The organism is Methanolobus vulcani (assembly GCF_900100715.1).
Classification (GTDB): Archaea; Halobacteriota; Methanosarcinia; order Methanosarcinales; family Methanosarcinaceae; genus Methanolobus; species Methanolobus vulcani.
On the sequence record NZ_FNCA01000002.1, the window covers coordinates 86,911 to 109,800 of the forward strand.

At 41.0% G+C, this 22,890-nt stretch carries 23 protein-coding genes; 14 read left to right on the forward strand and 9 right to left on the reverse strand.

Annotated elements, in window-relative coordinates; translation table 11 throughout:
- The first annotated feature begins 70 nt into the window (after positions 1-70).
- The 5 genes from BLP52_RS02930 (at position 71) to mutS (ending at position 5,506) form a co-directional block, all read left to right on the forward strand.
- Positions 71-658 (forward strand): hypothetical protein, encoded by a 588-nt coding sequence (locus BLP52_RS02930; RefSeq protein ID WP_154717777.1) that lies wholly within the window; start codon positions 71-73, stop codon positions 656-658.
- A gap of 89 nt (positions 659-747) precedes the next feature.
- On the forward strand, positions 748-1,590 hold the full coding sequence (locus BLP52_RS02935) for a MerR family transcriptional regulator (protein ID WP_091708578.1): 843 nt from the start codon (positions 748-750) through the stop codon (positions 1,588-1,590).
- A gap of 93 nt (positions 1,591-1,683) precedes the next feature.
- Positions 1,684-2,070, forward strand: coding sequence for a hypothetical protein (locus BLP52_RS02940; RefSeq protein ID WP_091708579.1), 387 nt, complete (start codon positions 1,684-1,686; stop codon positions 2,068-2,070).
- 22 nt (positions 2,071-2,092) lie between these two features.
- A complete protein-coding gene (locus BLP52_RS02945) occupies positions 2,093-2,776 on the forward strand; it encodes a class I SAM-dependent methyltransferase (protein WP_091708581.1) in 684 nt (227 codons plus the stop codon).
- Between the two features lie 75 nt (positions 2,777-2,851).
- On the forward strand, positions 2,852-5,506 hold the full coding sequence (mutS, locus tag BLP52_RS02950; RefSeq protein WP_091708582.1) for a DNA mismatch repair protein MutS: 2,655 nt from the start codon (positions 2,852-2,854) through the stop codon (positions 5,504-5,506).
- Between the two features lie 52 nt (positions 5,507-5,558).
- On the opposite strand, the gene BLP52_RS02955 is transcribed toward mutS, so the two are convergent.
- Positions 5,559-6,740 carry a multidrug effflux MFS transporter gene (locus BLP52_RS02955; protein ID WP_091708584.1) on the reverse strand — a complete coding sequence of 394 codons (1,182 nt, stop codon included), beginning with the start codon at positions 6,738-6,740 and terminating at the stop codon, positions 5,559-5,561.
- A gap of 252 nt (positions 6,741-6,992) precedes the next feature.
- Between BLP52_RS02955 and mutL the strand changes: the two genes are divergently transcribed.
- The 7 genes from mutL to BLP52_RS02990 all read left to right on the forward strand — a co-directional run bounded on the left by mutL (position 6,993) and on the right by BLP52_RS02990 (position 14,296).
- The gene (gene mutL, locus BLP52_RS02960) at positions 6,993-9,062 is read left to right on the forward strand and encodes a DNA mismatch repair endonuclease MutL (RefSeq protein ID WP_091708586.1); all 2,070 of its coding nucleotides are present in this window, start codon (positions 6,993-6,995) and stop codon (positions 9,060-9,062) included.
- 41 nt (positions 9,063-9,103) lie between these two features.
- The gene (locus tag BLP52_RS02965) at positions 9,104-10,114 is read left to right on the forward strand and encodes a cobalt-precorrin-5B (C(1))-methyltransferase (protein WP_091708588.1); all 1,011 of its coding nucleotides are present in this window, start codon (positions 9,104-9,106) and stop codon (positions 10,112-10,114) included.
- A 2-nt stretch (positions 10,115-10,116) separates the two neighbouring features.
- Positions 10,117-10,698, forward strand: a complete 582-nt coding sequence (locus BLP52_RS02970; RefSeq protein WP_091708590.1) for a cobalt-precorrin-7 (C(5))-methyltransferase — start codon at positions 10,117-10,119, stop codon at positions 10,696-10,698.
- A 313-nt stretch (positions 10,699-11,011) separates the two neighbouring features.
- Positions 11,012-11,719: an energy-coupling factor ABC transporter permease gene (locus tag BLP52_RS02975; protein ID WP_091708592.1), complete on the forward strand. Its 708-nt coding sequence runs from the start codon at positions 11,012-11,014 to the stop codon at positions 11,717-11,719.
- Positions 11,716-12,009 (forward strand): energy-coupling factor ABC transporter substrate-binding protein, encoded by a 294-nt coding sequence (locus BLP52_RS02980; RefSeq protein WP_091708594.1) that lies wholly within the window; start codon positions 11,716-11,718, stop codon positions 12,007-12,009. The genes BLP52_RS02975 and BLP52_RS02980 overlap by 4 nt, the downstream gene beginning before the upstream one ends.
- A 178-nt stretch (positions 12,010-12,187) precedes the next feature.
- On the forward strand, positions 12,188-12,970 hold the full coding sequence (gene cbiQ, locus BLP52_RS02985; protein WP_091708596.1) for a cobalt ECF transporter T component CbiQ: 783 nt from the start codon (positions 12,188-12,190) through the stop codon (positions 12,968-12,970).
- A gap of 9 nt (positions 12,971-12,979) precedes the next feature.
- Positions 12,980-14,296, forward strand: a complete 1,317-nt coding sequence (locus BLP52_RS02990; protein WP_091708597.1) for an energy-coupling factor ABC transporter ATP-binding protein — start codon at positions 12,980-12,982, stop codon at positions 14,294-14,296.
- Positions 14,297-14,330: 34 nt separating this feature from the next.
- On the opposite strand, the gene BLP52_RS02995 is transcribed toward BLP52_RS02990, so the two are convergent.
- From BLP52_RS02995 to BLP52_RS03005, 3 genes are read right to left on the reverse strand one after another with little or no spacing between them, the layout of a single operon-like run.
- Complete coding sequence (locus BLP52_RS02995) at positions 14,331-15,167, reverse strand: TIM barrel protein (protein WP_091709152.1); 837 nt, start codon at positions 15,165-15,167, stop codon at positions 14,331-14,333.
- On the reverse strand, positions 15,167-15,499 hold the full coding sequence (locus BLP52_RS03000) for a hypothetical protein (RefSeq protein WP_091708599.1): 333 nt from the start codon (positions 15,497-15,499) through the stop codon (positions 15,167-15,169). The genes BLP52_RS02995 and BLP52_RS03000 overlap by 1 nt, the downstream gene beginning before the upstream one ends.
- 53 nt (positions 15,500-15,552) lie before the next feature.
- A complete protein-coding gene (locus tag BLP52_RS03005; protein ID WP_091708600.1) occupies positions 15,553-16,011 on the reverse strand; it encodes a phosphopantetheine adenylyltransferase in 459 nt (152 codons plus the stop codon).
- 166 nt (positions 16,012-16,177) lie between these two features.
- Here BLP52_RS03005 and radA point away from each other — a divergent pair, with 166 nt between their 5' ends.
- Both radA and BLP52_RS03015 read left to right on the forward strand, forming a co-directional pair.
- Positions 16,178-17,155, forward strand: a complete 978-nt coding sequence (gene radA, locus BLP52_RS03010; protein WP_091708602.1) for a DNA repair and recombination protein RadA — start codon at positions 16,178-16,180, stop codon at positions 17,153-17,155.
- A 160-nt stretch (positions 17,156-17,315) separates the two neighbouring features.
- Positions 17,316-17,996: a phosphoglycolate phosphatase gene (locus tag BLP52_RS03015; RefSeq protein WP_091709153.1), complete on the forward strand. Its 681-nt coding sequence runs from the start codon at positions 17,316-17,318 to the stop codon at positions 17,994-17,996.
- Between the two features lie 59 nt (positions 17,997-18,055).
- Here BLP52_RS03015 and BLP52_RS03020 read toward each other — a convergent pair whose 3' ends face one another.
- From BLP52_RS03020 to BLP52_RS03040, 5 genes are all read right to left on the reverse strand, one after another.
- The gene (locus tag BLP52_RS03020) at positions 18,056-18,331 is read right to left on the reverse strand and encodes a PRC-barrel domain-containing protein (protein WP_091709155.1); all 276 of its coding nucleotides are present in this window, start codon (positions 18,329-18,331) and stop codon (positions 18,056-18,058) included.
- A 48-nt stretch (positions 18,332-18,379) separates the two neighbouring features.
- Positions 18,380-20,617, reverse strand: coding sequence for a CDC48 family AAA ATPase (locus BLP52_RS03025; RefSeq protein WP_091708603.1), 2,238 nt, complete (start codon positions 20,615-20,617; stop codon positions 18,380-18,382).
- Between the two features lie 364 nt (positions 20,618-20,981).
- Positions 20,982-21,350 carry a hypothetical protein gene (locus BLP52_RS03030; protein ID WP_154717778.1) on the reverse strand — a complete coding sequence of 123 codons (369 nt, stop codon included), beginning with the start codon at positions 21,348-21,350 and terminating at the stop codon, positions 20,982-20,984.
- Between the two features lie 57 nt (positions 21,351-21,407).
- On the reverse strand, positions 21,408-22,340 hold the full coding sequence (locus BLP52_RS03035) for a ParA family protein (protein WP_091708607.1): 933 nt from the start codon (positions 22,338-22,340) through the stop codon (positions 21,408-21,410).
- A gap of 189 nt (positions 22,341-22,529) precedes the next feature.
- Positions 22,530-22,889 carry a hypothetical protein gene (locus BLP52_RS03040; RefSeq protein WP_091708609.1) on the reverse strand — a complete coding sequence of 120 codons (360 nt, stop codon included), beginning with the start codon at positions 22,887-22,889 and terminating at the stop codon, positions 22,530-22,532.
- Position 22,890 lies beyond the last annotated feature (1 nt).

A 22,890-nucleotide genomic window follows, 5' to 3' on the forward strand; every position in this document is an offset into this window, starting at 1 on the left:
CCCATTTCTTTTTATAATTTACAATTGCATATTTATCCAGAATAATTTCCTTCTAAAAGAGCTGGGTAAAATGGACTTCAGACTAATTTTCATTATTGGATTTGCAGGCTTTGTTGTTACAGTTATCCTGTTGGCAATTGTAATTACAATTCTTAATGAGAAACTCAGAACGAAAACTCTGGTAAAACAGGCAAATGAAATGGGATTTAAACCAGCTTCAAAAGAAATTGTTACGTCTCTTGGTTTTGAACAAACCCAGCTTGGAAACAAACAAAAGGTGTACAATGTTTTCACAGGTACATATGATGGCTTGCAGGTGATATTTTTTGATATCACAATAGTTATTGGTTATTTTATAACCGGTTCTGCAAGTTCTCATGGAGGTACTTTCAAATCATCTGGTATCATCTTTGAGAAAACTGCTCCTGTTTTTGAGTTGCAGCCTCGTTCACCGCTCTCTAATAATGCTTATAACAAATACTTCTCCTTGGACGGAGATTCTTCTTTTATGGATGAATCTCTGGCAGAGAAAATCGGGCGAAATTATACAATTGAATCCAACGGGACACATGTAATGTTCGTTCCTTCAGGAAAGCGTGTTGAAAATATCAGTGAGGAAGTAAAAGCTACTTACAGAATATTGCAGAATATAGTTTAGAAACATCAATTATTTATTTCTGTCAAACTCTGACCCGTGTCAGAAAAAATCACATTAAATATTTACAACTCAATTCTGTGTTGACCAAGATGAAATTCGATCGGATACCAATTGGAAAGTTTTCCCTGATGACGCACCTGACGCAGAAAGCCCTCCGTCTCTATGACAAGAAAGGTCTTCTTGTACCTGAGGCAAAGGATGCATTCACCAATTACCGTTGCTACACCTATGATCAGATAGAAAGAGGAGTAAAGATACGAATTCTTTCCTGGATGGGATTCTCTCTTGATGAGATAGCTACCTTGCTGGATGCAGAGGAAAAAAGTGACAGTGCCACTATCAGTGTACTTATGCAGAAAAGATGCGCACACACAGAGAAGGAAATTCTCAGACTGCAGAAAGTACAACAGGTCTTGCTCAGACAAAAAGACACATTGGAGTTGTATAGTATGTCAGTATCAGAACCAGCAATTAAAGAAGTCCCGCAGATGCGTGTGTTAAGCAAAAAAGAGATTGGAAACTATGAAGTGACAATCGGAAAACTCATAGGAGAACTATTCGGGTTTATAGAATCACAAAATAATCTCCGAAACAATCTCAAAATGACAGGACCCTGTATGTTCATCTGCCATGATGAGGAATACAAAGAAACAGAAGCAAATATTGAAGTTGCTCTTCCGGTATCAGGTAGCATTACTACCGATAATTTTGACGTTGAAATGGTAACATTGCCGGCTGCTAATGTTGTATCGGCTATCCATAAGGGACCCTATGAGGAAGTGGGAGTAGCATATACCCGTCTTTTTGAATACATCAAAAATAACGATCTTAAGGCTGCAGGTCCTTCCAGGTCATTATACCTGAACGATCCGAATGAAGTTTCCGAAGAGGAATTACTGACTGAGGTCCAGATTCCTGTAAAACCATTGTAATGTAACATTTTGCAGGAAATAGTTCAGAAACAGCAAGTATTTATTTCAGTCAAATCCAGATATTATAAACTATAAGCTGAAAGAGGATTCCAAATGAACAAATATCTCAAAATGGTCCTTTACGGACTGATAGTATGGCTGGTTCCTTTTATCATCTCTTTTGCATTCGTGGACAGTCAGGGTAATTTCGTCATAGATGAGACATTCTTCAAATCTATCATGGTGGTAACCGGTGCTTTTATTGGTGTGATTCTTGCAGTGAGATATTTCAGGGATGTTGAAACAAATTATCTGAATGAAGGAATCTTTCTTGGTCTGATATGGCTGCTTGTCAATCTTGCACTGGACCTATCAATGGTGTATGGTGGATTTTTCCAGATGTCAGTGACCCAATACTTTACTGATATAGGCATGAGATATCTTTCCATGCCGATATATACGATAGGAATGGGTTATGCGTTAATGCAGAATGCTAAATAATTTCAAAGATTAATGAACAGTTATGTCTGTAAAGTACCATAATGTAGTTCCATGGGGGCGCTCTTTTAAGGAATATGTTGATATGTTCAGTCTTACGGACGAAGACCTGAACAGATCCATTCTGGGTTGTAGTGACGGTCCTGCAAGTTTTAACTATGAAATGAACCGGAAGGGCAAATCGGTTGTTTCAGTTGATCCAATCTATGAAATGGACAAGGAAACAATTCGAAAAAGGATTGGTGAGACCTATTTAGAAGTACTGGAGCAGACAAAGGCAAACAAAGAAAAATTCATCTGGAAGAACATATCCTCGGTTGAAGAACTGGGAAAAATTCGTATGAGTTCTATGAATCTTTTCCTCGATGATCTTGAGGAAGGCAAAAAGCATGGAAGATATGTTGCAGGTTTCCTTCCTGAGCTGCCTTTTTCAGACAATTCTTTTGACCTGGTGCTTGTATCTCATTTTCTGTTCTTATATTCGGAGCAGCTATCATTTGATTTTCATGTGCAGGCAATTAATGAGCTTTTAAGGGTTGCCGGAGAAGTCAGGATATTTCCGGTGGTAGATCTGAATTCACGGAAATCCATTCATCTGGATGAAATTATAGGGCTCTTGGTTTCACAAGAACATGTTGTTAGTGAGGAAAAAGTAGAATATGAGTTTCAGAAGGGTGGGAATACGATGTTAAAAGTCATCCGGGAATAGTTCAACTACTCTTCACAATGAAAACACAAAAATACTAACAACCAGATAATTTGGGGCACCAATTTTGTGTGAATCATCATGAGTAAAGTAACCCCTGCCATGCAACAGTATTATGCAGCCAAGGAAGAGCATAAGGACGCCCTCATATTCTTCAGGATGGGGGATTTTTACGAATCATTCGGAGAAGATGCAAAGACAATTGCAAAAGAACTTGAGATCACCCTCACTACCCGTGGAAAGACGAAAGATGGGGAGAAAATGCCGCTGGCCGGTATTCCCTACCATGCAATTGACAATTATCTTCCCCGACTTATCAAGAAAGGATATAAGGTTGCCATATGTGAGCAGCTTGAAGATCCGAAAAAGGCAAAAGGTGTTGTAAAAAGAGGAGTTGTAAGAGTTGTAACTCCGGGAACTGCAATGGATTCTTCCATGTTCTCTGATTCTTCTAATAATTATCTTGTGGCTTTGTATGGGGATAAGGATGAATTTGGTCTGTCGTTTCTGGATATTTCCACTGGAGAATTCCTTGCGACCCAGCTTACCGACGAGGAACCATATGACCGGATTGTAAGTGAACTCGCACGCATGGGTCCTTCTGAGTGCATTATGCCTCCGTCCATGCTAAAGGACAGTCATCTTAAAGAGAGGATAAAAGACCTGAAGATAATTATTCATGAGTTTGATGAAGATTTATTCGATCACAAAATTGCCGAAAAAGTTCTCCTTGACCATTTTAAAGTTTCCACTTTAGAGGGCATGGGTTGTAGCGAACTCCTGGCGGCAGTATCATCCGCAGGTGCGGCATTGCGTTATGCTACTGACACTCAGATGAGGGAACTCTCACAGGTTCAAACACTAAAGACCTATTTTGACTCCGAGTTCATGGTTCTGGATGCCATAACCTTAAGGAATCTGGAAATTGTAAGAAACGTCAGGGGTGAAGGAAATGATGCATCTCTTATCGGTGTTCTTGACGAAACAAAAACTCCTATGGGCAGAAGACAATTGCAGAAATGGCTGCTGAAACCACTGATATCTGTGGATTCTATAAATGACCGGCTGGATGCCGTTTCATGGCTCCATGATAATACACTTGTGAGATTCGATATTCGTGCTCATCTTTCCTATGTAAAGGACATGGAACGTCTTGTTGGAAGGGTAATGTATGGAAACTCCAATGCAAGAGACCTTGTATCTCTAAAAAAATCACTTGAATCAGTTCCTCTTTTGCTTGATTCACTTCAGGGGTGCAAAGACATAGGATTGCTTGAGAGTACTTCATCAAAGCTTTCATCATTTGCAGAACTGGATGAGCTTGCAAAACTCATAGACAGTGCAATAGTTGAGGAACCTCCTCTTAGTGTAAGGGATGGAGGAATGATAAAACCCGGTTATAATGAGCAATTGGATGAGTTGTTCGATCTTTCAAAGAACGGAAAACAATGGATTGCTAAATTCCAGCAGAAAGAGCGTGAAAGGACCGGAATTAAATCCCTGAAGGTAGGTTACAACAAGGTTTTCGGCTACTATCTTGAGGTTACCAAGGCCAACATCTCACAGGTTCCTGATGATTATATCAGGAAGCAGACCATGACCAATGCAGAGAGGTTCTATACTCCTGAACTGAAAGAACGTGAGAGTGCCATACTTTCGGCTGATGAGAAAATGACGGCACTTGAATACGAACTTCTCAGTGAGTTAAATACTATAATCGCATCCCATTCCAGAAAGTTGCAGGAAACTGCTGCTCTTATCGGAACACTGGATGTGCTTGCAAACCTCGCGGAAGTTGCAGCAAATAACAATTATGTAAGACCTGCGATAACTCCTGACTGCAGGTTGCTTATCAGGGATGGAAGACATCCCGTGGTTGAGAATACTGTTCCGGGTGGATTTGTTCCCAACGATACTGAGATGGATTGCAGTGAGAACCAGTTCCAGTTAATAACCGGACCTAACATGGCAGGTAAATCCACATACATGAGGCAGATAGCTATGATAGTTATCATGGCGCAGTCCGGTTCCTTTGTACCTGCATCACATGCTTCCATCGGAATTGTTGACCGTGTTTTCACAAGGGTGGGTGCTTTCGATGACCTTGCAAGTGGCCAGAGTACTTTCATGGTGGAGATGGTTGAGCTTGCCAACATCCTGAACAATGCAACACCTAAAAGCCTTGTACTGCTTGATGAGATCGGTAGAGGTACAAGCACTTATGATGGTTATAGCATTGCAAAGGCAGTTGTTGAATACATTCATAATAAAGGACGTGTTGGTGTCAGGTCACTTTTCGCCACTCATTACCACCAGCTTACAGAAGTTGCAGCCAGTCTAAAGAGGGTTAAGAATTATCATATTGCTGTAAAGGAAGATGGCGATGACCTCGTCTTCCTGCGTAAGATCGTTCCGGGTGCAACTGACAGAAGTTATGGTATTCATGTTGCAAGAATAGCCGGTGTGCCTCATGCTGTCACTTCCAGGGCAAAGGAAATTCTCGAAGATATTGAGGATGAATGCATGCTTAGTGAAGAGGACCGCAAGGGCAGCAAAAAGAAACAGCGCAGCAGTGCCAAATATACTCAGGTCATACTTTTTGACCAGGACGCATCATATGGTGAACCAGCTTCGGACCCTGTTGTTGAAGAGCTGAAAAAACTGGACCTAAACTCTATGACTCCTATCGAGGCGCTGAACAAACTGAATGAGTTAAAAGGTAAATTGTTATAGGTGCAATCTGCACCTAATCTCTATCTTATATTTTCTGATATTTTCGTTGGTCCTAGTGTTCAGAACCAAGTCCTCTTTTTTGCAACATGATCCAGGCTGAAAAAACAACAATTCCACAGACCAGGGTGATAATTCCAAGCATCTGCATACGTTCCATCCATTCCTGTGATACCAACCACATGCCGACTGCTCCAAGTGTGAAATATGTGAATATCAACAGGGAGGATGCAGCACCGGCATCCTTTTGTACCTGTTCAAGTACCAGATGGTTGCTCGGTGGCCTGCTGATTCCTATGGAATATGTGATGAGTGCCATTGGGAGTGCAAATGCCCAGGGTCCGTAATGTCCTATTGTGAGTATAAGGGCGGCCCCGATTGTAATTCCTGCAAAGCCGGCAGTCATGAGGTGTTTGGGATTTATCCTGTCTGTGAGTTTCAGGCATGACATTGATCCTGTCATGAGTGCGAGGGCATTGAAAGCAAAGAAGTAACTGAAAGTCTGTTCGCTCATTCCAAATTTGTTGATGTACAGGGCTGAAGAACCTGCAATGAAACTATAAAGCGGCAACAGGCTGATAGACATCACGAGCACCATGACCACGTAATTTGTGTTGAGCAGCAGGCTTCCATAAGAGTTCATGACCTTTGAGATAGGAACTATTGTTGGCTCTTTCAATGTCTCCGGTGTTCTGATGACGCCAAGAAGACCGATAAGTCCCATTGCACCTTGAGCAATGAATATCCAGTGCCATGACATGTATGCAAGTATCCATCCACCGACAATAGGTGCGAACATTGGTGCAAGCGCCATTATGACTGCAATGTATGCAAGTATTCTCTGCCTTTCGTTTCCTGCAAAGATATCCTTTGTCATTGCCATGGAAAGGGATGCACTTGCAGCAGCTCCGGCAGCCTGCAATATTCTGAATATGATAAGTGCTGTTGCGCCGCTGGCTGTAGCACAAAGGACACTAGCAATTATGTATAATGTGATGCCTGCTATCAGAGGTTTCTTGCGTCCGTATCTGTCAGATATCGGGCCATAGAAAAGTAGTGAGAATCCGTAGGTTACAAAGAAACCGATGAGTATCAGGTTAACAACTGAGAGTGGTTTGTTCCACAAAAGTGCCAGTGACGGTATCGCTGGCAGTATCATGTCTGTAGAAAAAGCCGGGAATGCTGTCAAAAGAGCTAATAAAGGAACTATGTTTTTTAGTTTACCGGAATTGTCCATGTAAAGCCTTCTTATTTGATGTTGCTTTTTGATAACATGAAATGATATAATTCTGTTGTTCGTCAGTCATAATTTTTCATAGGTATCAAATTAAGGTAGAAAGTTATCTGTAGGGGGTTAGTGGAACTTTCCCAATGAAAAAACAAAAATACTAACAACAAGATATTTTTGCCGTGATGGGTTGGAGAACTGAATTTATTGTCTTCATTTATTGTTTAATTGTCTGTACTTGCCGTGGACAGGAAGTGGAAAATGACTGAGAGATCATGTGATATCAAAGGTTCCAGAATAAAATTACTGGATGAGTCCACCATCAATAAAATAGCAGCAGGAGAAGTTATTGAGCGTCCTGCGTCAGTGGTAAAAGAGCTAATTGAGAACTCTATTGATGCCCATGCAACCGATGTTCGAGTGGAAATAGGGGGGTATGGCACGAAAAGTATCCATGTCATAGACAATGGCGTTGGAATGAGTCATACTGATGCTTCAATGGCCTTTAAAAAGCATGCCACCAGTAAGATAAACAGCATCGAAGACCTGGATTCCATTCTTACAATGGGATTTAGGGGTGAAGCTCTTGCTTCCATTGCTTCGGTTGCTCGTGTGGAACTGGTCACCCGACAGGAAAGTGAAATAGAAGGCACAAAGGTCGTGGTTGACACCAGTGGGATCAAGAACATAACTACCACGGGTGCTGCAGTAGGAACCAATATTCTTGTCAATGACCTTTTTTATAGTACTCCTGCACGCAGGAAATATCTTAAGACTGCCAGAACTGAACTGGCTCATATCGTTGATGTCGTCTCAAGAAACGCTTTGTCACATCCCGATGTTTCATTTACTCTGGTCATAGATGGTAAAGTGAACCTTCGCTCACCATCTTCTGTAAAGATGCTTGACAGCATTGTGCATTTGTATGGTGCTGACGTTGCACGTTCCCTTGTTCCACTGGAATATGAATCAGATCTCCTGACGATCTCAGGATATGTATCAAAACCGGAATTCACAAGAAGTGGAAAGGACTTTCAGGTATTTTTCATCAATGGCAGACCCATATATTCAAATCAGCTTAGCAATGCCGTAAGACTTGGTTATTACACTTTACTGCCAAAAGGTCGCTATCCGGCAGCTTTCCTTAACTTCATTATCAACCCTGTGAACGTTGATGTAAATGTACATCCGGCAAAGAGGGAAGTCAGGCTTAGTCATGAAAAAGAAATTGGTGTCATAATCATAGCTGCTGTAGAGGAAGCACTTGCAAAGGATTCTCTGGTACCTGAAGTTCAATTGAATAAAAAGGATGTTCCAGTTCAGTCCCGTTTAAATATTTCAGAAACTAAACAAATTTCATCTTCTTCAAGTGCTTCGGCAGACAAACCAGTAACATATGATTCAGCAGAATCTGAAAAACCTTCTGAGTTTTCTGTTTCTTCTGCACAGGCAACATCTTTACCAGATTTATCAAATTTATCAAAATCATCCTGTGATTTGCAGGAGGATAAAACTTCTAAGGCAGAGAAGCCAGCTCCTCGAGAACTAACTTCAGACTACGAAGCTTCTTCTCCAATCATAATTTCAGATGAGGAACCTGTTGAAAAGGCAAAAGCAAATCTTGCCAAAGAAGAAAAAGAGCCTTATCATTATCCTGCTAAAGATACGCAACGCCGCCTGAAAAGAAGTGAAAGGCTTCAGATGAATGTAAGTTCTGAAGTCTCGGAGGATCTGGAAGAACTGAACGCAACATTTTATCCATCGGGAGTGAAGGTATTCGGCCAGTATGCCGATCTTTATATTCTTACAGAAATGGACAGCAAGCTTGTGCTTATCGACCAACATGCAGCGCATGAGCGTATTATGTATGAGCAGGTGCTGAGGATGCAGGATATGGGCTGGCAGGAACTTATTACTCCGGTAACACTTGACCTGAGCCAGAAAGAGATAGCAATCATTGAAGATTTTATTCCGCAGCTTGAGGAAATGGGTTTCTCTATATCGGAATTCGGCCTGAAGAGCTATGTTGTGACCACTGTTCCCAGCATCTTCGGTAAACTTGAGGATACTGATGTGATCCATGATATAATATCAGATCTTCTATCAGTTGGCAGAGTAAAGGAAGATACAGAACGCTATGACCTTCTTTGCAGTACCATGGCATGTCGCGCAGCTATCAAGGCCGGTGCGATCTGTAATACTAAACAAATGGAAGAACTCATACGTCAGTTGATGAACTGCAGTAATCCTTACACATGTCCGCATGGTCGTCCAACTATGATTTCCTTCTCAAAGGATGAACTGGCAAAGCTGTTCAAAAGGACCGGATAGAGTCGGTAGATTTTAAAAGTATTAATTACAATTGACCTGAGATGATCGACCCGGTAAACAAATCCAGGATCCCAGACGAATGGCTGGATCGTTCTAAAATGCCACGTGAAGAGCTTGAAGAAGGTATAAAGAACGGAACTCTTGTAGTTCTGAGCGATGGTTCTGTACTAAAGAGAGGATATACTACCGGAACCACTGCGGCAATGGCTGCAAAGGCGGCTGTTCTTTCCCTGGGCGGTGATGTGAACCATATTTCAGTTCCAACGTCTGTCGGACTCAGGGCAGAGATGGATGTCACAGGAAGCAAGGGACACGCTGTTGCAGTGAAGATGAATAACGATCATGAATCTGATATCACAAGGGGTCTTGAATTCGTTGCCGATGCCAGGGAAGCTGAAGGCATTAATGTCTATGCAGGTGAAGGTATAGGAATTGTCACCCGTAGTGGTCTTGAATCCAAGAAAGGCCATCCGGCAATAAATCCCGGTCCTATGAAACAGATAAGGGAATCCATCAAGGAAGCTGTGGACGAGCTTGGACTTAAGGGTGCTGAAGTAACTATCTATCTTCCAAGGGGTAAGGAAATTGCCAAGCAGACCCTGAACAGTCGTATTGGTATCATTGACGGTATCTCTATTCTTGGAAGTACGGGATTTGTGGAACCCTGGAATGATCACCTCGGTGAAATGAAAGGTGATCTTATAAGACACTCTGACAAAGTGGTTCTCACCACAGGCAGGGTCGGTATTCGTTATTCTACCATGCTTTTCCCTGACCACACCGTTGTTCTTGCAGGAAGCCGCATATCCGAGGCTCTTGATTCTGCACATGGTGATGTGGTTATCTGTGGACTGCCGGGACTTGTACTGAAATGGGGCAATCCTGATATGTTAAAGGACAGCGGCTTTGCTACGGTTGTTGAGATGATAGAACTTGACCCGGAGAATGAGCGCCTTAAGCAGGCATTTAATATGGCTGTGGAGAAAGGCAATGGTGCACGTATCGTTGTTGTTGACAGGGACGGTACAGTGTTGATGGACAGTGGTGAGTGAATATGATCGTAGTGGGCGTTGGCGTTGGTCCGAACATGTTGACCCAGGAAGCCATAGATGTAATCAGTAATGCTCCTGTTGTGTATGGTTCAAAACGTTCCATAGAACTTGTTGAAGAGTTCATCAAATGTGAAGCTCATATAATTAAGGATTATAAGAATCTCCATCTTCTTCCAGAGGATGCGGTCGTACTCTCAACCGGCGATCCGATGTTCTCAGGACTTGGGAAATTCGCAACCGAAAAGGACAGAGTTGTTACTGGTGTTTCATCTGTTCAGGCTGCATGTGCCCGTTTCCATGTGGACATGTCAACTCTTGCAATAATCACAGCACATGGCAGGGATCCTGCTCCTGCAAAAGAAGCTCTGATAAGGGAGGTCGGGCTCAATAAGAATATTTTCCTGTTGCCCGCTGAGAATTTTGGTGTAAAAGAGGTTGGAGCACTTCTTCGAGGTATGGGTGTGACCGGTAAACTTCATATATACGAAAACATCGGTTATCCCGACGAGCGTGCTGCAAGCGGTACTATGGAAGAGCCACCGGTTAATACTTCTGATGTATATTGCATTATGGTTGTGCAATAATTCAATTTACTTATTGTCTTCTCTATTTTTTTATAATAAATCAACTTATTATGTTTTTATTTTTACCATAGTATTATCACTATGCCTGCATTCTTTAACTGGCGTTTTGGGTGATACTAGTTAGACATTAGGTAAATTACTGTTTCCTCGTGCTTTATTGTTGTTAGCTAAATAATAAACATTATTAATCTCATGGGTGAATCGTTATGTTTAAGTACCATAACATATTACATCCAGTAGCTAAAACAAATTTAGTTGATTATCTATGCTACTCTAATTGATTATGGTGATCAAAAATGGAAGGTGAAAAATAATGCATATATTCGAAGGCTTCTTGCCATCCCCATGGTGGCAGTTATGGTTCGTATTTTCTATCCCTGTCATATTGTATGGTATGTACAAACTGAATAAACTTGTAAGTGAAAAAAGGGAAGTTGTACCTCTTATAGCAGTTGCTGGTGCATTTATCTTTGTGTTATCTTCGCTAAAACTTCCTTCTGTGACCGGAAGCTGTTCACACCCCACTGGTACCGGAATGGCAGCTGTTCTTTTCGGACCTTCAATAACTGCAGTACTAGGTGTAATAGTTCTCATATACCAGGCTCTTTTCTTGGCTCATGGAGGTATTAGTACTCTTGGGGCAAATGTAGCATCCATGGGTATAATAGGTCCGTTTGTGGCATATGCATTCTACAAAGCAGCTGCAAAAACCAATATGAATTTTTACCTTAACATATTCCTGGCCACGGCAATAGCTGACTGGATTACGTATGTGACAACATCTGTCCAGCTGTCTCTTGCCTTCCCTACAGGTGGTTCCCTGACTGTGACAGGTTTCCTTTCATCGTTCATAGCATTTGCAACAGTATTTGCAACCACACAGGTTCCTCTTGCAATCATGGAAGGCGCCCTTACAGCCCTTATTATGAAGTATGTTGTGCAGGTCAAGAGTGATGTACTTGTTAATCTGGATGTTCTTACATCCGATGCAGTCGAAAAACTAAAGGGGGCTATGTCATGAAACTGGAATACATTGTAGGGATCATAGCAATTCTCTTTGTTGCTCAGTTCTTCTATGGGGTTTTAGCACATCCGAACGCTGAATTCGGAGGTGCGGACGGCGAGGCTGAAAATGTAATTACTGCTATTAGTCCTGATTATCAACCATGGAACCCCGGAATTCCAACATTCGAACCTCCAAGTGGTGAGATAGAAAGTCTGCTCTTTGCCCTTCAGGCAGCCATAGGTTCACTTATCATTGGCTACTTCTTTGGTTATTACAGGGGAAAGAATCAGTCAGTTCAGCAATAGGTTTCATAAGAAACCTTCTTTCATTTTTTTAGTTAAGTAAATCCAGTGTGATTTCTTAATATTGCAATTTATCCGGCAAAACGGAACTCTTATCTAATATGACTCTCAATCAACCTAATTGCAAAGCTCTTTTATAAAAACAAATTTGCTTGATTAAATATTAGACTCAGGGAAAACCATGACCCATGTACTGGACGACTATGCCTTGAACAGCCCCCTGCGCGAAAAGAATAACTGGCTTAAACTGGCCATTACGATCTTTGGTATACTTGTAGGAGTATCTTCCAATTCTCCGGTCCCTCCCTTTGTGATAGCTCTTTGTATGGGTATTGCAACCGTTCACTTCAGCAAGGTGCCTGTAATATTCTACTTAAAAATACTTGCAGCTCCAGCCGGTTTCGTATTGGTGAGTTCGGTAATAATTGCTTTCTTATCAGGTTCTGGTACTGAACTTTTTGGATTTGATATTCTGGGACACAGGTTGGGCGTGGATACAGCCGGTCTGAATCTGGCAATTCTCGTGCTGGCTCGTACTATCAGTGGTATGTCATGTATGTTTTTCCTGTCCCTGACAACTCCCATGATAGAGTTATTCTCTGTTTTAAAGGCTGCAAAATTGCCGGATTCCTTTGTTGAGATAGCGATGATGATGTATCGTTATATTTTTGTTTTTCTTGACGTTGCAATGGATATAAAGTATGCTCAGACAGTCCGTCTCGGATATAGAGATTTTAAAACATCGTTCAGGTCGATGGTTATGCTTGGTGCCAATCTGTTTATAAGGTCATGGGAGCAGGGTGAAAAGCTATATCTTTCTATGAATTCCAGGTGTTATGACGGCAAATTGATAATGTATGATGAAAAAAGACCGGTAAAGATGCCGGATATTTTGCTGACAGGAATTTATTTTGTAATAGTACTGTCCGTCTTCTCTCTTACAAGAGACATGTCTTTTATTTGAGGTGAAATGTTGGTTATTTTAGAAACTAAAGATCTAAGTTACTCTTATCCCGATGGTACTCTGGCACTAGAGGGCATCAATATCAAAATAGAGAAAGGAAAGAAGGTAGCCTTTGTTGGTCGCAATGGTTCGGGAAAATCAACTCTTTTCATGACACTTAACGGAACTCACAAGCCTCAGAAAGGAGAAGTGCTCTTTCACGGCAAGCCCATGAAATATGACTCAAAGTCCTTGAGGGAGGTCCGGAAAAATGTAGGTATCGTTTTCCAGAATTCAGATGATCAGATATTTGCCCCTACTATTTATCAGGATGTGGCTTTTGGGCCCACAAATCTCGACTATCCGAAAGATAGGGTCACAAAAATAGTTCATGATACTCTTGAATACGTGGGACTTACACATCTAAAAGACAAGCCTCCTCATCATTTAAGTGGAGGGCAGAAAAAGAGGGTTGCCATAGCTGGTGTTGTTGCCATGGATCCGGAGGTCATAGTTCTTGATGAACCTCTTGCAAATCTGGATCCTGTAGGTGCAGACGAAGTTATGGATTTGCTCAATGAGCTGAACTACTTTGGAAAAACAATAATAATATCCACGCATGATGTGAATCTGGCATATGGCTGGGCAGATTATGTTTTCCTGATGAATGAGCATAAAGTGATCAGTGAAGGTACTCCTGAAGCCATTTTTATGCATGACGAAAATCTGAAAGCTGCATATCTTAGAAGACCTGTTACACTTGAGATATACGAAGAGATCAAACGCAGAGGTCTTGTAAAGCCTCAATGCTGTCCCCGTGATATTCCTGACCTTGTTCATTCACTACGTTCACAGCAATTATTATGGGCTAAAGTACCATCTGAGGTGAAAGAAGGAGACAACATCAACCTTGGTATATTATATGGTGATTATGCGCCGGATTCCGGCTATGAGGCCGCAAACTGCAAGGTTCTCCATATTCATGAAGATGGCCTTGCAATTGTAGAGATGGACCGTCGTCCCTATAGGGCAGGATCAATTGGAATATATGATACGGAACATTATACCAAAGATGAGCTTATAGATATAATATCCAGGGATGAGATCGAGTGTATTGGTGCCATGGGTAAACAAAGCAAGGTATTGGCTGAAAGGGATGATATCTATCTTCATATAACAGCCGGGGTTGTAGATCGTTCCATACTTAATTCCCTTGCAGGTCAGCGTTGTCTTATTCTCACTAATGGGGGGATGGTTGGGCATGCGCTGGAAAGAATAAAAGATTATATGCAAAAAAGTGGAATTAACATACCTGTAACTGTTGTAAATCCAAAACAGGAAGCCTGATTTAATATTTTTATTCACATGTTATAATGAAGTTTTACAATCTATCATAAGTTGTTTTTAACAAAAGGGCATCCACTTCATTATCAGGACTTTCACATATCAACAGACCTTTTACTTTAAAGTCTTTAAGAGCATGCATAAGTTCTGAGTATTGCATGTCCGAATCGTCAAGATTCAGGTGATTCCTCTCACCTTTTTCGCTGTATTCTATACCTGAAACATGCATGTGCATATCGTCAAGTCCTTCCCTGCCAAGTTCATTCTCAACAAGTTCCAGAGTTGCAGAGAACTCATCATAGCTGTTCTCAGCACCATTACTTCTTGCATGCAGGTGTGCAAAATCAATGCATGGGAGTACGTTCTCAAGCTCTGCTCCAAGCCTTACGTTTTCTTCAAGACTGCCAAATTGTGTTCCCTTTCCCGTAGTTTCAGGACGGAGTATCACTTCTATGCCTTCATCGTTAAGCCTGGATTCCAGTTGTTCCAGCAATGAGAATACCTTCTCATAGACCTTCTCCGGCTGATCCTTATGGTAATATGCCGGGTGGAACACGATATTCCTTGCACCGCAAAGACTGCCAATTCTTGATGATCTGTATATCCTTTCGATACTGGCATCTATCTTTTCAGGCTCCTGTGAGTTCAGATTTATGTAGTATGGACCATGAACGCTCAGCGAGATATCTTCATCCTGTGATCTCTTCCGCACATCAGCCGCAGTAGCCTCGCCCATCTTGACCCCACGGACAAATTCAAGTTCCATGCAGCCAAGTCCAAGTTCTTTAACTCTTTCGATACCTGAAATACTGTTTCTCTTTCTGGAACTTTTAGGCGTACCTGCAGTTCCAAAAAGCAGTTGTGAAGGTTTCATCATGCCATTCCAAGCTTAGCTTTGAGCTCCTTCATCTTTTCTGTTGAGAGCTTTTCCTCTACCAGTTCAATAAAGGTGTCAACATCTTCTTCTTCAAGGGATCTGATGTCCTCTTTGCCTTCCATGGCAAGCTGGAAAAGATATTCCATTTCTTCTATGTCCAGTTTATCCATTCTTGCCCTGAAGTCATCGGCATCCACTGCGATTTTGTGGGACACCGGTCTGAGAATAAAAGGATAGTTATGACCTGCATTTGACATTGTGTTCCCACTGAGCTCAGGTGCAAGCTTGTTAAAGATCTGATTGTCCATTTCGTTGAATACTCTTCCCATGGACAGTAGTTGTAGAAAATAGTTTATAAAATTATGTTCCGAAAAATAAAATCTTATTTCAGATGCCCGTGAATATCAATCTCACCGTGGGCTATTCTTGTTGAGGATATGGGAATCTTGTCATCTGCAAGAACAAACTCCACCTTGATGATCTTAATTTTTTTCATGTTCTTCTCACTTCTTAGCTGGTTTATCTTCAGTGCAACAGAATTTGTTTCCGGTGAAACCACGATGTAGTCATAGTCCGTTTCAAGTGTTTTTCCGAAGGGCTCATTGAGTTCCAGTATTGTATATTCCTGGCCTTCTGATATCATGTTGATGTAATCAAGGAGCTTTTTCTTCCTTACATCATAATCCGGAACATGACGTGGACGTTTGTTTGCCATTTCATTGGATGTAAGCCCGATGTCCACAATTCCATTGTTTCCGGCAAGTTCGAATGCTTTGTGGATAAGTTCCCTGTGTCCGTCATGCAGACATTCGAAAGTTCCGCCTAGTACTACTCTGGCCATTGCTTCCTTAATGATTGGTTTTAATGATAAGTTTTGTTGTAGGCATACAATATATGTTATAAATAATACTTTCACCCTGCTCTCTTCAGGTATATATACTCAAAAATCAATTAGGTAATCGAATTGTGCACCAGAAGAAAACATGTGCACCCAGGAGTTAAGATAAATGTCAGAAGTGTTATTGGAAGAACTGGACCATGTCGGCCCGGCGACCGCACAGAAGTTAAAAGATGCCGGTTTTACAACCGTTGAGGCTATTGCTGTATCCTCTCCAGCCGAGCTTGCAACGGCAGCTGAAATTGGTGAATCAACTGCATCGAAGATAATTCTTGCAGCCCGTCAGTCTGCTGATATAGGCGGCTTTGAGACGGGAGACATTGTGATGGAACGCAGGAAGCTTGTGGGTAAGCTTTCCACAGGATGTACTGAGTTTGATGAAATGATGGGCGGTGGCATCGACACACAGGCAATTACTGAACTCTATGGTGAATTCGGTTCAGGTAAAACACAGGTTGCACATCAGCTTGCTGTAAATGTACAATTACCAAAGGAACAGGGCGGACTCAGTGGCTCTGTGGTTATTATCGATACTGAGAATACTTTCAGACCTGAAAGGATCAAACAGATGGTTGAAGGTCTGTCCGAGAAATATGGCCAGGAATACGATCCAGAAGAGTTCCTGAAACACATCCATGTTGCACGTGCATACAATTCCAATCACCAGATCCTTCTTGTAGATTCTGCAATGGAACTTGCAAATGAGTTAAAGGATAGTGACATGCCAGTCAGACTTTTCATTGTGGATTCCCTGACAGCTCATTTCAGGGCAGAATATATCGGAAGAGGAACACTGGCAGATAGGCAGCAGAAACTCAACAAACATCTGCACGGTCTGCAAAAATGTGGTGACCTCTATAATGCCTCAGTCATAGTTACAAATCAGGTTATGTCAAAACCGGATGCATTCTTCGGTGATCCAACCAAGCCAATAGGTGGTCACATAGTAGGACACACTGCAACTTTCAGGCTTTACCTGCGTAAATCCAAGGGGGATAAGAGAATTGTCAAACTCGTGGATTCTCCAAACCTTCCTGATGGTGAAGCAATTATTTCCGTAACCACACCTGGTCTGCGCGATCCATGATATTGAAAAACAGTAAACGATTCTCCTTTTTGGAGAATTCTTTCTCTTTCTTCTGTTTTGAAGTCATATTTTTGTATTATGTATTTTTATTCGAGCTTTTTTCTTATCTGTGAATCACGTCATTGAAAACACTTTTATCTCTCATTGTCTTCTAATGCTTATGAAATTCAAGGCCATTGTAATTGACATCGATGGAACCATTACTCACAGGGATCGCAAGCTTAGCCTGAATGCTGCTGCCAAATTGCGTACACTTGACGTTCCCGTTGTGATCGCCACGGGGAATGTTCTCTGTTATGCCAAAGCCGCAGCCAAACTTGTAGGAGTATGCTGCAATATAATAGCAGAGAATGGTGGTGTCATAGTTGATGGGTTTGATAATGAGCCAATAGTTTCTGATGTGATCCACGAATGTGAGGAAGCCTACGAGTTCCTTTCTTCTGGGTTTGATATGGAAAAACTTGATTCGGTTCACAGAAGAACTGAAATAGTCCTCAGGAGTAATTTTGATGTGGAAAAAGCACGTGAGGTGCTTGGAACACATTTCCCAAACATAGAGATTATAGACACACATTTTGCCATACATATAAAGAGTAAAAAGATCAACAAGGGAACCGGACTTTTTAAAATGGCAGAGCTTATGGCTCTTGAAACCACTGATTTTGTAGCCATAGGTGATTCGATAAATGATCTGGAAATGCTTCAGGAGGCAGGGTTTGCAGTTGCCGTAGGCAATGCTGATGATTTCTTAAAAGATATTGCGGATTATGTCAGTGAAGCAAGTTATGGCGATGGCACTGTGGAAGCGATAGATTATCTGCAATCAAGCGGCTTGATCTGATCAATTCTAGTTAATAAAGAAAATATAAGGCTGCAAGACAATCTCTGCAGCCGGTGTGATCATATTTCTACAGGTTCCGGATTTAAGCCGCGGGCTATATTCTTGTCAACAACGATGTAGTCCTTTATGGCTCTGACAGATTCAAAGGGCAGAAGTATGTACTGCTCATCGGTCTTGTATTTGGAAGTATCAAGGCTCATGTCCGGTTTTACTATAAGGTCAATGAGCTCGCCTGTCCTGATATCCATTACTATATTATATAATATACCAATCTCCGTTCCATCTGTTGCCATTACCTGTTTGCTCGAAAGGTTTTTTGCAAAGACATTTGCCATTTTCATTCGCCCCTTGATATAATAATCACATCTAAATTTTTCATATATTTATCTGTATCCTATATAAGAACTTGCTTCTTCTTTCTTGATGCCACCCTTGAACTGTGCCTGTATTTTCTCGTAGTAGTCCACAAGATTCTCTGACAGTGTGGGTCTTACCTTGTTAAGAGCTTCCTTGAAGTATTTCATTCCGACCTTCTCTGCATCAAAGTTATCCCTGAGCGAAAGCATTACAGCTTCTCTGCATACTGCTTCGATGTCAGCTCCTACAAATCCCTCTGTCATGGCTGCAAGGTCATCGATTGTAACATCATCTCCAAGTGGGATGTTCTTAGAGTGGATCTTGAATATCTGTTTTCTTCCGGAATAAGTGGACTGTCCCACAAGTACCATTCTGTCAAACCTTCCTGATCTTAAAAGAGCAGGGTCAATAATGTCCGGCCTGTTGGTTGCGGCAACAACTATTATTTCCTTCAATGGCTCAAGACCGTCCAGTTCTGTAAGAAGTTGATTCACAATTCTCTCTGAAACCTTTGAATCCTCTGATATGGCACTTCTCATGGGTGCAATGGAATCTATCTCATCAAAGAATACAATACATGGTGCAACCTGCCTTGCTTTCTTGAAAGTTTCCCTTATGGCCTTTTCAGATTCTCCAACCCATTTGGACAACATCTGTGGTCCTTTAACACTAATGAAATTGGCATTTGATTCATTCGCAACTGCCTGCGCCATCAGTGTTTTTCCGGTTCCGGGCGGTCCAAAGAGCAGAACTCCTTTTGGTGGTTTGATTCCCATGCTCACAAATCTGTCTGGTCTTGTGAGTGGCCATTCCACAGCTTCCTTGATCTCCTGCTTGGCTTTGTCCAGTCCTCCAACATCATCCCATCTGACATCAGGGACCTCTACAAGTACTTCTCTCATTGCAGAAGGCTCGATCTCTCTTAGAGCATTCTCAAAGTCGTCCTTGCAGACAACAATGGTCTCAAGAATTTCCTGTGGTATGTCTTCATCTTCGAGGTTGATATCAGGTAGTGCTCTCCTCAATGAGCGCATTGCAGCTTCCTGAACAAGTGCCAGGAGGTCTGCACCCACAAATGCCTGTGTGTGTTTTGCAATATGATCAAGGAACTCCTCATCGACATCTTCTGCAAGAGGCACACCACGCGTATGAATCTGCATTATTTCAAGACGGTCATCGGTATCCGGAACTCCTATCTCGATCTCCCTGTCAAACCTTCCTGGTCTTCTAAGTGCAGGGTCGATCGCATCAACGCGGTTTGTAGCACCTATTACAACGACCTGTCCTCTTTCCTCAAGGCCATCCATCATTGTAAGCAGCTGAGCTACAACTCTGCGCTCAACTTCTCCAGTGACATTCTGCCTTTTTGGTGCGATGGAATCTATCTCATCAATGAATATGATAGAAGGTGCCTCATCCTCGGCTTCCTCGAATATCTTACGGATACGCTCCTCACTTTCTCCGTAATATTTACCCATGATCTCAGGACCTGCGATGTAGAGGAAATTAGCCCTGGATTCGTTTGCAACTGCCTTTGCGATAAGTGTTTTACCTGTACCAGGTGGTCCGTAGAGTATAATTCCCTTTGGTGGCTCAATATTGAGTCTCTGGAACAGTTCCGGGTGCTTGAGTGGAAGTTCTATCATTTCCCTTACACGCTGTATCTCTGAACCAAGTCCTCCAATATCTTCGTAGGTAACTCCGCGGGTAGCACCGTCATAACCACGAACAGGTTTCTGGCGAAGTTCGATTTCAGTGAACTCTCCGATTATAAGGATCTCTTCTTTTGGATCAGTTTCAACAGCTATAAGCGGAATTGCCTGTCCGCCACCCATCTGGCTGGTCATAGGCTGTGTCATTGAGCTTATAATAGGGATGATGTCGCCTTCAACCAGAGGACGCTTCATTATATTTCGTTTGATTATCTCGCTGATGTGGTCACCATATTCCATGGAAACTCCTTCAGGAGGTGCCAGAACTACTTTTGTAGCAGTAATAACCTCCGCTTTCCTTACGGTAATCCTCTCACCGATTCCGACTCCGGCGTTCTGCCTGATAAAACCGTCAATCCTGACGATTCCCTGACCCCAGTCCTGCCTTTCAGCTCTCCATACCTTGGCTGCTGTCTTCCTCTTTCCTTCTATCTCAACTATGTCTCCGGGAGAGAGTTGCAGGCTTAAGAGTGTAGTAGGATCCAGACGTATAATTCCCCTTCCAAAATCGTTAGGATGGGCTTTCTCAACTTTTATCTGAACTTCATCCATTGTTTTCATCCCTAAAATTACTTTGAACAAACGGTGAGCTTGTGATTTATATCTATCTATTTTATTCTAAAGAATAAATAAGATATGGTAATTTAATTACAAAACATATATCGAAGTCAGCAAAAATGAAAAATAATGTTGATTAATTTCAATCTTGAATGAATAGCATATTCATATATCATTATAATATATTACAATTGATATCATACAAGAACTGTTGATTAAAAGTTCGAAATATGTGGACCGGATTATCTAGCCTTGTATCTTGAGCAGAGTTGCACGGTAAAAATTCTAATATCTCTGAACCAATAGTTTTGAATTACTGTGATTCAGTTGATACTTAAAAACTTGAACGAACCAATTTTCATTTCAAGTCTATATTTTTTATTGAATCTGAGCGAATTTTAAATCCAACTAACGACTCAACGATTTTCTCTTTAATCTGCTCACGACTGTCATTTTTATTCGTATGTATTTCAGATGCTTGTGTTAATGCTAGCAAATCTTTCTTAGTTTTCAACATAGCTTCATTTTCAATAATTTGATATGCCTCATCCCTTGTTTCACAAGAACCAATCCTATCAGCTATATTGCGATAAATAGAAACATCTATCTCTTTATTATCATTAATCTCTTTTTTGTGATTCGATTTTGTTTCGTATACTAAATGTCCGTCTCCTGCTAGAAGTTCATTATATTCCTTATCAGAAATAGTGGAAAGTGTTTCTGACATTATTTCAAGCATCTTCAACAAATCTTGTCTTTTAATGGGCATAGTAATCATTTCATATTACATTTTGGATAAAAATTCATTCGTCAAATTTTTAAGCTCAGACTTAACATCAATATAAGTTTTACCAGAAACACTTTGTGTAACTACGGGAACCCCATATTGTGGTGCATCAGCATAAATTGTTTTATTTTCTCTAATCATAGTATCAAATGTTGGTATTGATAGTCTTTTGACTTGATTGATAAATGCTTGCTGAGCAGATATAGGTGCGTTTGATCTTATGAAAAGCATCGTAAAAACAACACCAATCATTTCAGGACCAAGTAAATCCCATTCATCTTCATCACTTCCTTCTACTGTATCTGATACATACATGTTGTAGTCTTTTATCAATTCATCTACATGTTTTTGCAGTTGGTCAATACCTAATGTGGATAAATAATCAGGTTTTGCAGGAATCATGTAAGCATCACTGGCTACAAGAGCGTTTCTTGTGACAATATTAAAATTAGGAGGGCAATCAATAAGAACAAAATCATATGGACTTTCTTCCATATTATTTAATCCATTTTTTAATCGGCTATATACACGCAAATAATTTTTTCTAGATTGTCTAGGAGATGCTCCGCCAAGTTTTGTGGCTAATTCCAAGTCTATGTTAATTAAACCGAGGTGGGAGCAAATGAGATCTACTTTTCCAGTTCCTGTTATATCTTTATTGACTCTTTCAGGAGTAATTATCAAATCACTTATATTAAAATCAGACTCGTCATCTAAAAAAGCATCGTACCATTTTTTAATAGTTTTTGATTTCTGATACTTTTTTTGCCAATTGTCAACAGTAATAAATGAAAACGTTAAGTTTGTTTGTGGGTCCAAATCAATACATAGAACTTTATAACCTTCTGTTGCTAGATTGGCAGCAATATTAGCGACAAGTGTTGTTTTACCTACGCCACCTTTATAGTTAATCACTGAGACAGTCTTCATATTTTAAGCTCCACCGCGGAAGTTATTTACAAGATATACAAGCTTCTTCTATATAATAAATTCATTACCTTTTATCCTGTAGTTGTCTGATCTTGTTAGTATTGCCTTGGCTGAGTTTATAGGAAAATACGAAAGAGAAGGAAAAGAAAAGGAATCTGTCAGTTCAAATACTGATAGGTGAAGGATGTTTCAGTAATCTTCAGGTAGCATAATTGTAAACTTGCCAATCTCGTTCATTGAAATGTAAATCTTCTGTTGTCTGCCACTGGGTAGTTCTATATCCCCACTGTAAAATGTATCAGGCTTATCCTTGAAGCCATTCGATGCATCCCGAATGATAATAGTTGATTGAACAAGCAAATCCATCAGGTTTGGAATATTGATTTCTTTATCATTCAGGTAGCCATGCTCCATAAGGTTCATTGTGACATATCTGAATAAGCCCTTTGCCCATTCAGGATTAACTTGTATAATATCAAAAAGGATACCATCATCTGCTGCCTGTTCAGATGTGTAGGTGTAAATGGGTTCACCAAAAATATCATCCATG

Coding starts and splice junctions, on each gene's coding strand:
- mutL (WP_091708586.1), top strand. CDS start 6,993: ATGACTGAGAGATCATGTGATATCAAAGGTTCCAGAATAAAATTACTG.
- BLP52_RS02940 (WP_091708579.1), top strand. CDS start 1,684: ATGAACAAATATCTCAAAATGGTCCTTTACGGACTGATAGTATGGCTG.
- BLP52_RS02970 (WP_091708590.1), top strand. CDS start 10,117: ATGATCGTAGTGGGCGTTGGCGTTGGTCCGAACATGTTGACCCAGGAA.
- BLP52_RS03000 (WP_091708599.1), bottom strand. CDS start 15,499: ATGGGAAGAGTATTCAACGAAATGGACAATCAGATCTTTAACAAGCTT.
- radA (WP_091708602.1), top strand. CDS start 16,178: ATGTCAGAAGTGTTATTGGAAGAACTGGACCATGTCGGCCCGGCGACC.
- BLP52_RS02945 (WP_091708581.1), top strand. CDS start 2,093: ATGTCTGTAAAGTACCATAATGTAGTTCCATGGGGGCGCTCTTTTAAG.
- BLP52_RS03035 (WP_091708607.1), bottom strand. CDS start 22,340: ATGAAGACTGTCTCAGTGATTAACTATAAAGGTGGCGTAGGTAAAACA.
- BLP52_RS03015 (WP_091709153.1), top strand. CDS start 17,316: ATGAAATTCAAGGCCATTGTAATTGACATCGATGGAACCATTACTCAC.
- BLP52_RS03025 (WP_091708603.1), bottom strand. CDS start 20,617: ATGGATGAAGTTCAGATAAAAGTTGAGAAAGCCCATCCTAACGATTTT.
- BLP52_RS03040 (WP_091708609.1), bottom strand. CDS start 22,889: ATGGATGATATTTTTGGTGAACCCATTTACACCTACACATCTGAACAG.
- BLP52_RS02935 (WP_091708578.1), top strand. CDS start 748: ATGAAATTCGATCGGATACCAATTGGAAAGTTTTCCCTGATGACGCAC.
- BLP52_RS02965 (WP_091708588.1), top strand. CDS start 9,104: ATGATCGACCCGGTAAACAAATCCAGGATCCCAGACGAATGGCTGGAT.
- cbiQ (WP_091708596.1), top strand. CDS start 12,188: ATGACCCATGTACTGGACGACTATGCCTTGAACAGCCCCCTGCGCGAA.
- BLP52_RS03030 (WP_154717778.1), bottom strand. CDS start 21,350: ATGTCAGAAACACTTTCCACTATTTCTGATAAGGAATATAATGAACTT.
- BLP52_RS02930 (WP_154717777.1), top strand. CDS start 71: ATGGACTTCAGACTAATTTTCATTATTGGATTTGCAGGCTTTGTTGTT.
- BLP52_RS02975 (WP_091708592.1), top strand. CDS start 11,012: ATGCATATATTCGAAGGCTTCTTGCCATCCCCATGGTGGCAGTTATGG.
- BLP52_RS03005 (WP_091708600.1), bottom strand. CDS start 16,011: ATGGCCAGAGTAGTACTAGGCGGAACTTTCGAATGTCTGCATGACGGA.
- BLP52_RS02995 (WP_091709152.1), bottom strand. CDS start 15,167: ATGAAACCTTCACAACTGCTTTTTGGAACTGCAGGTACGCCTAAAAGT.
- BLP52_RS02955 (WP_091708584.1), bottom strand. CDS start 6,740: ATGGACAATTCCGGTAAACTAAAAAACATAGTTCCTTTATTAGCTCTT.
- BLP52_RS02980 (WP_091708594.1), top strand. CDS start 11,716: ATGAAACTGGAATACATTGTAGGGATCATAGCAATTCTCTTTGTTGCT.
- BLP52_RS03020 (WP_091709155.1), bottom strand. CDS start 18,331: ATGGCAAATGTCTTTGCAAAAAACCTTTCGAGCAAACAGGTAATGGCA.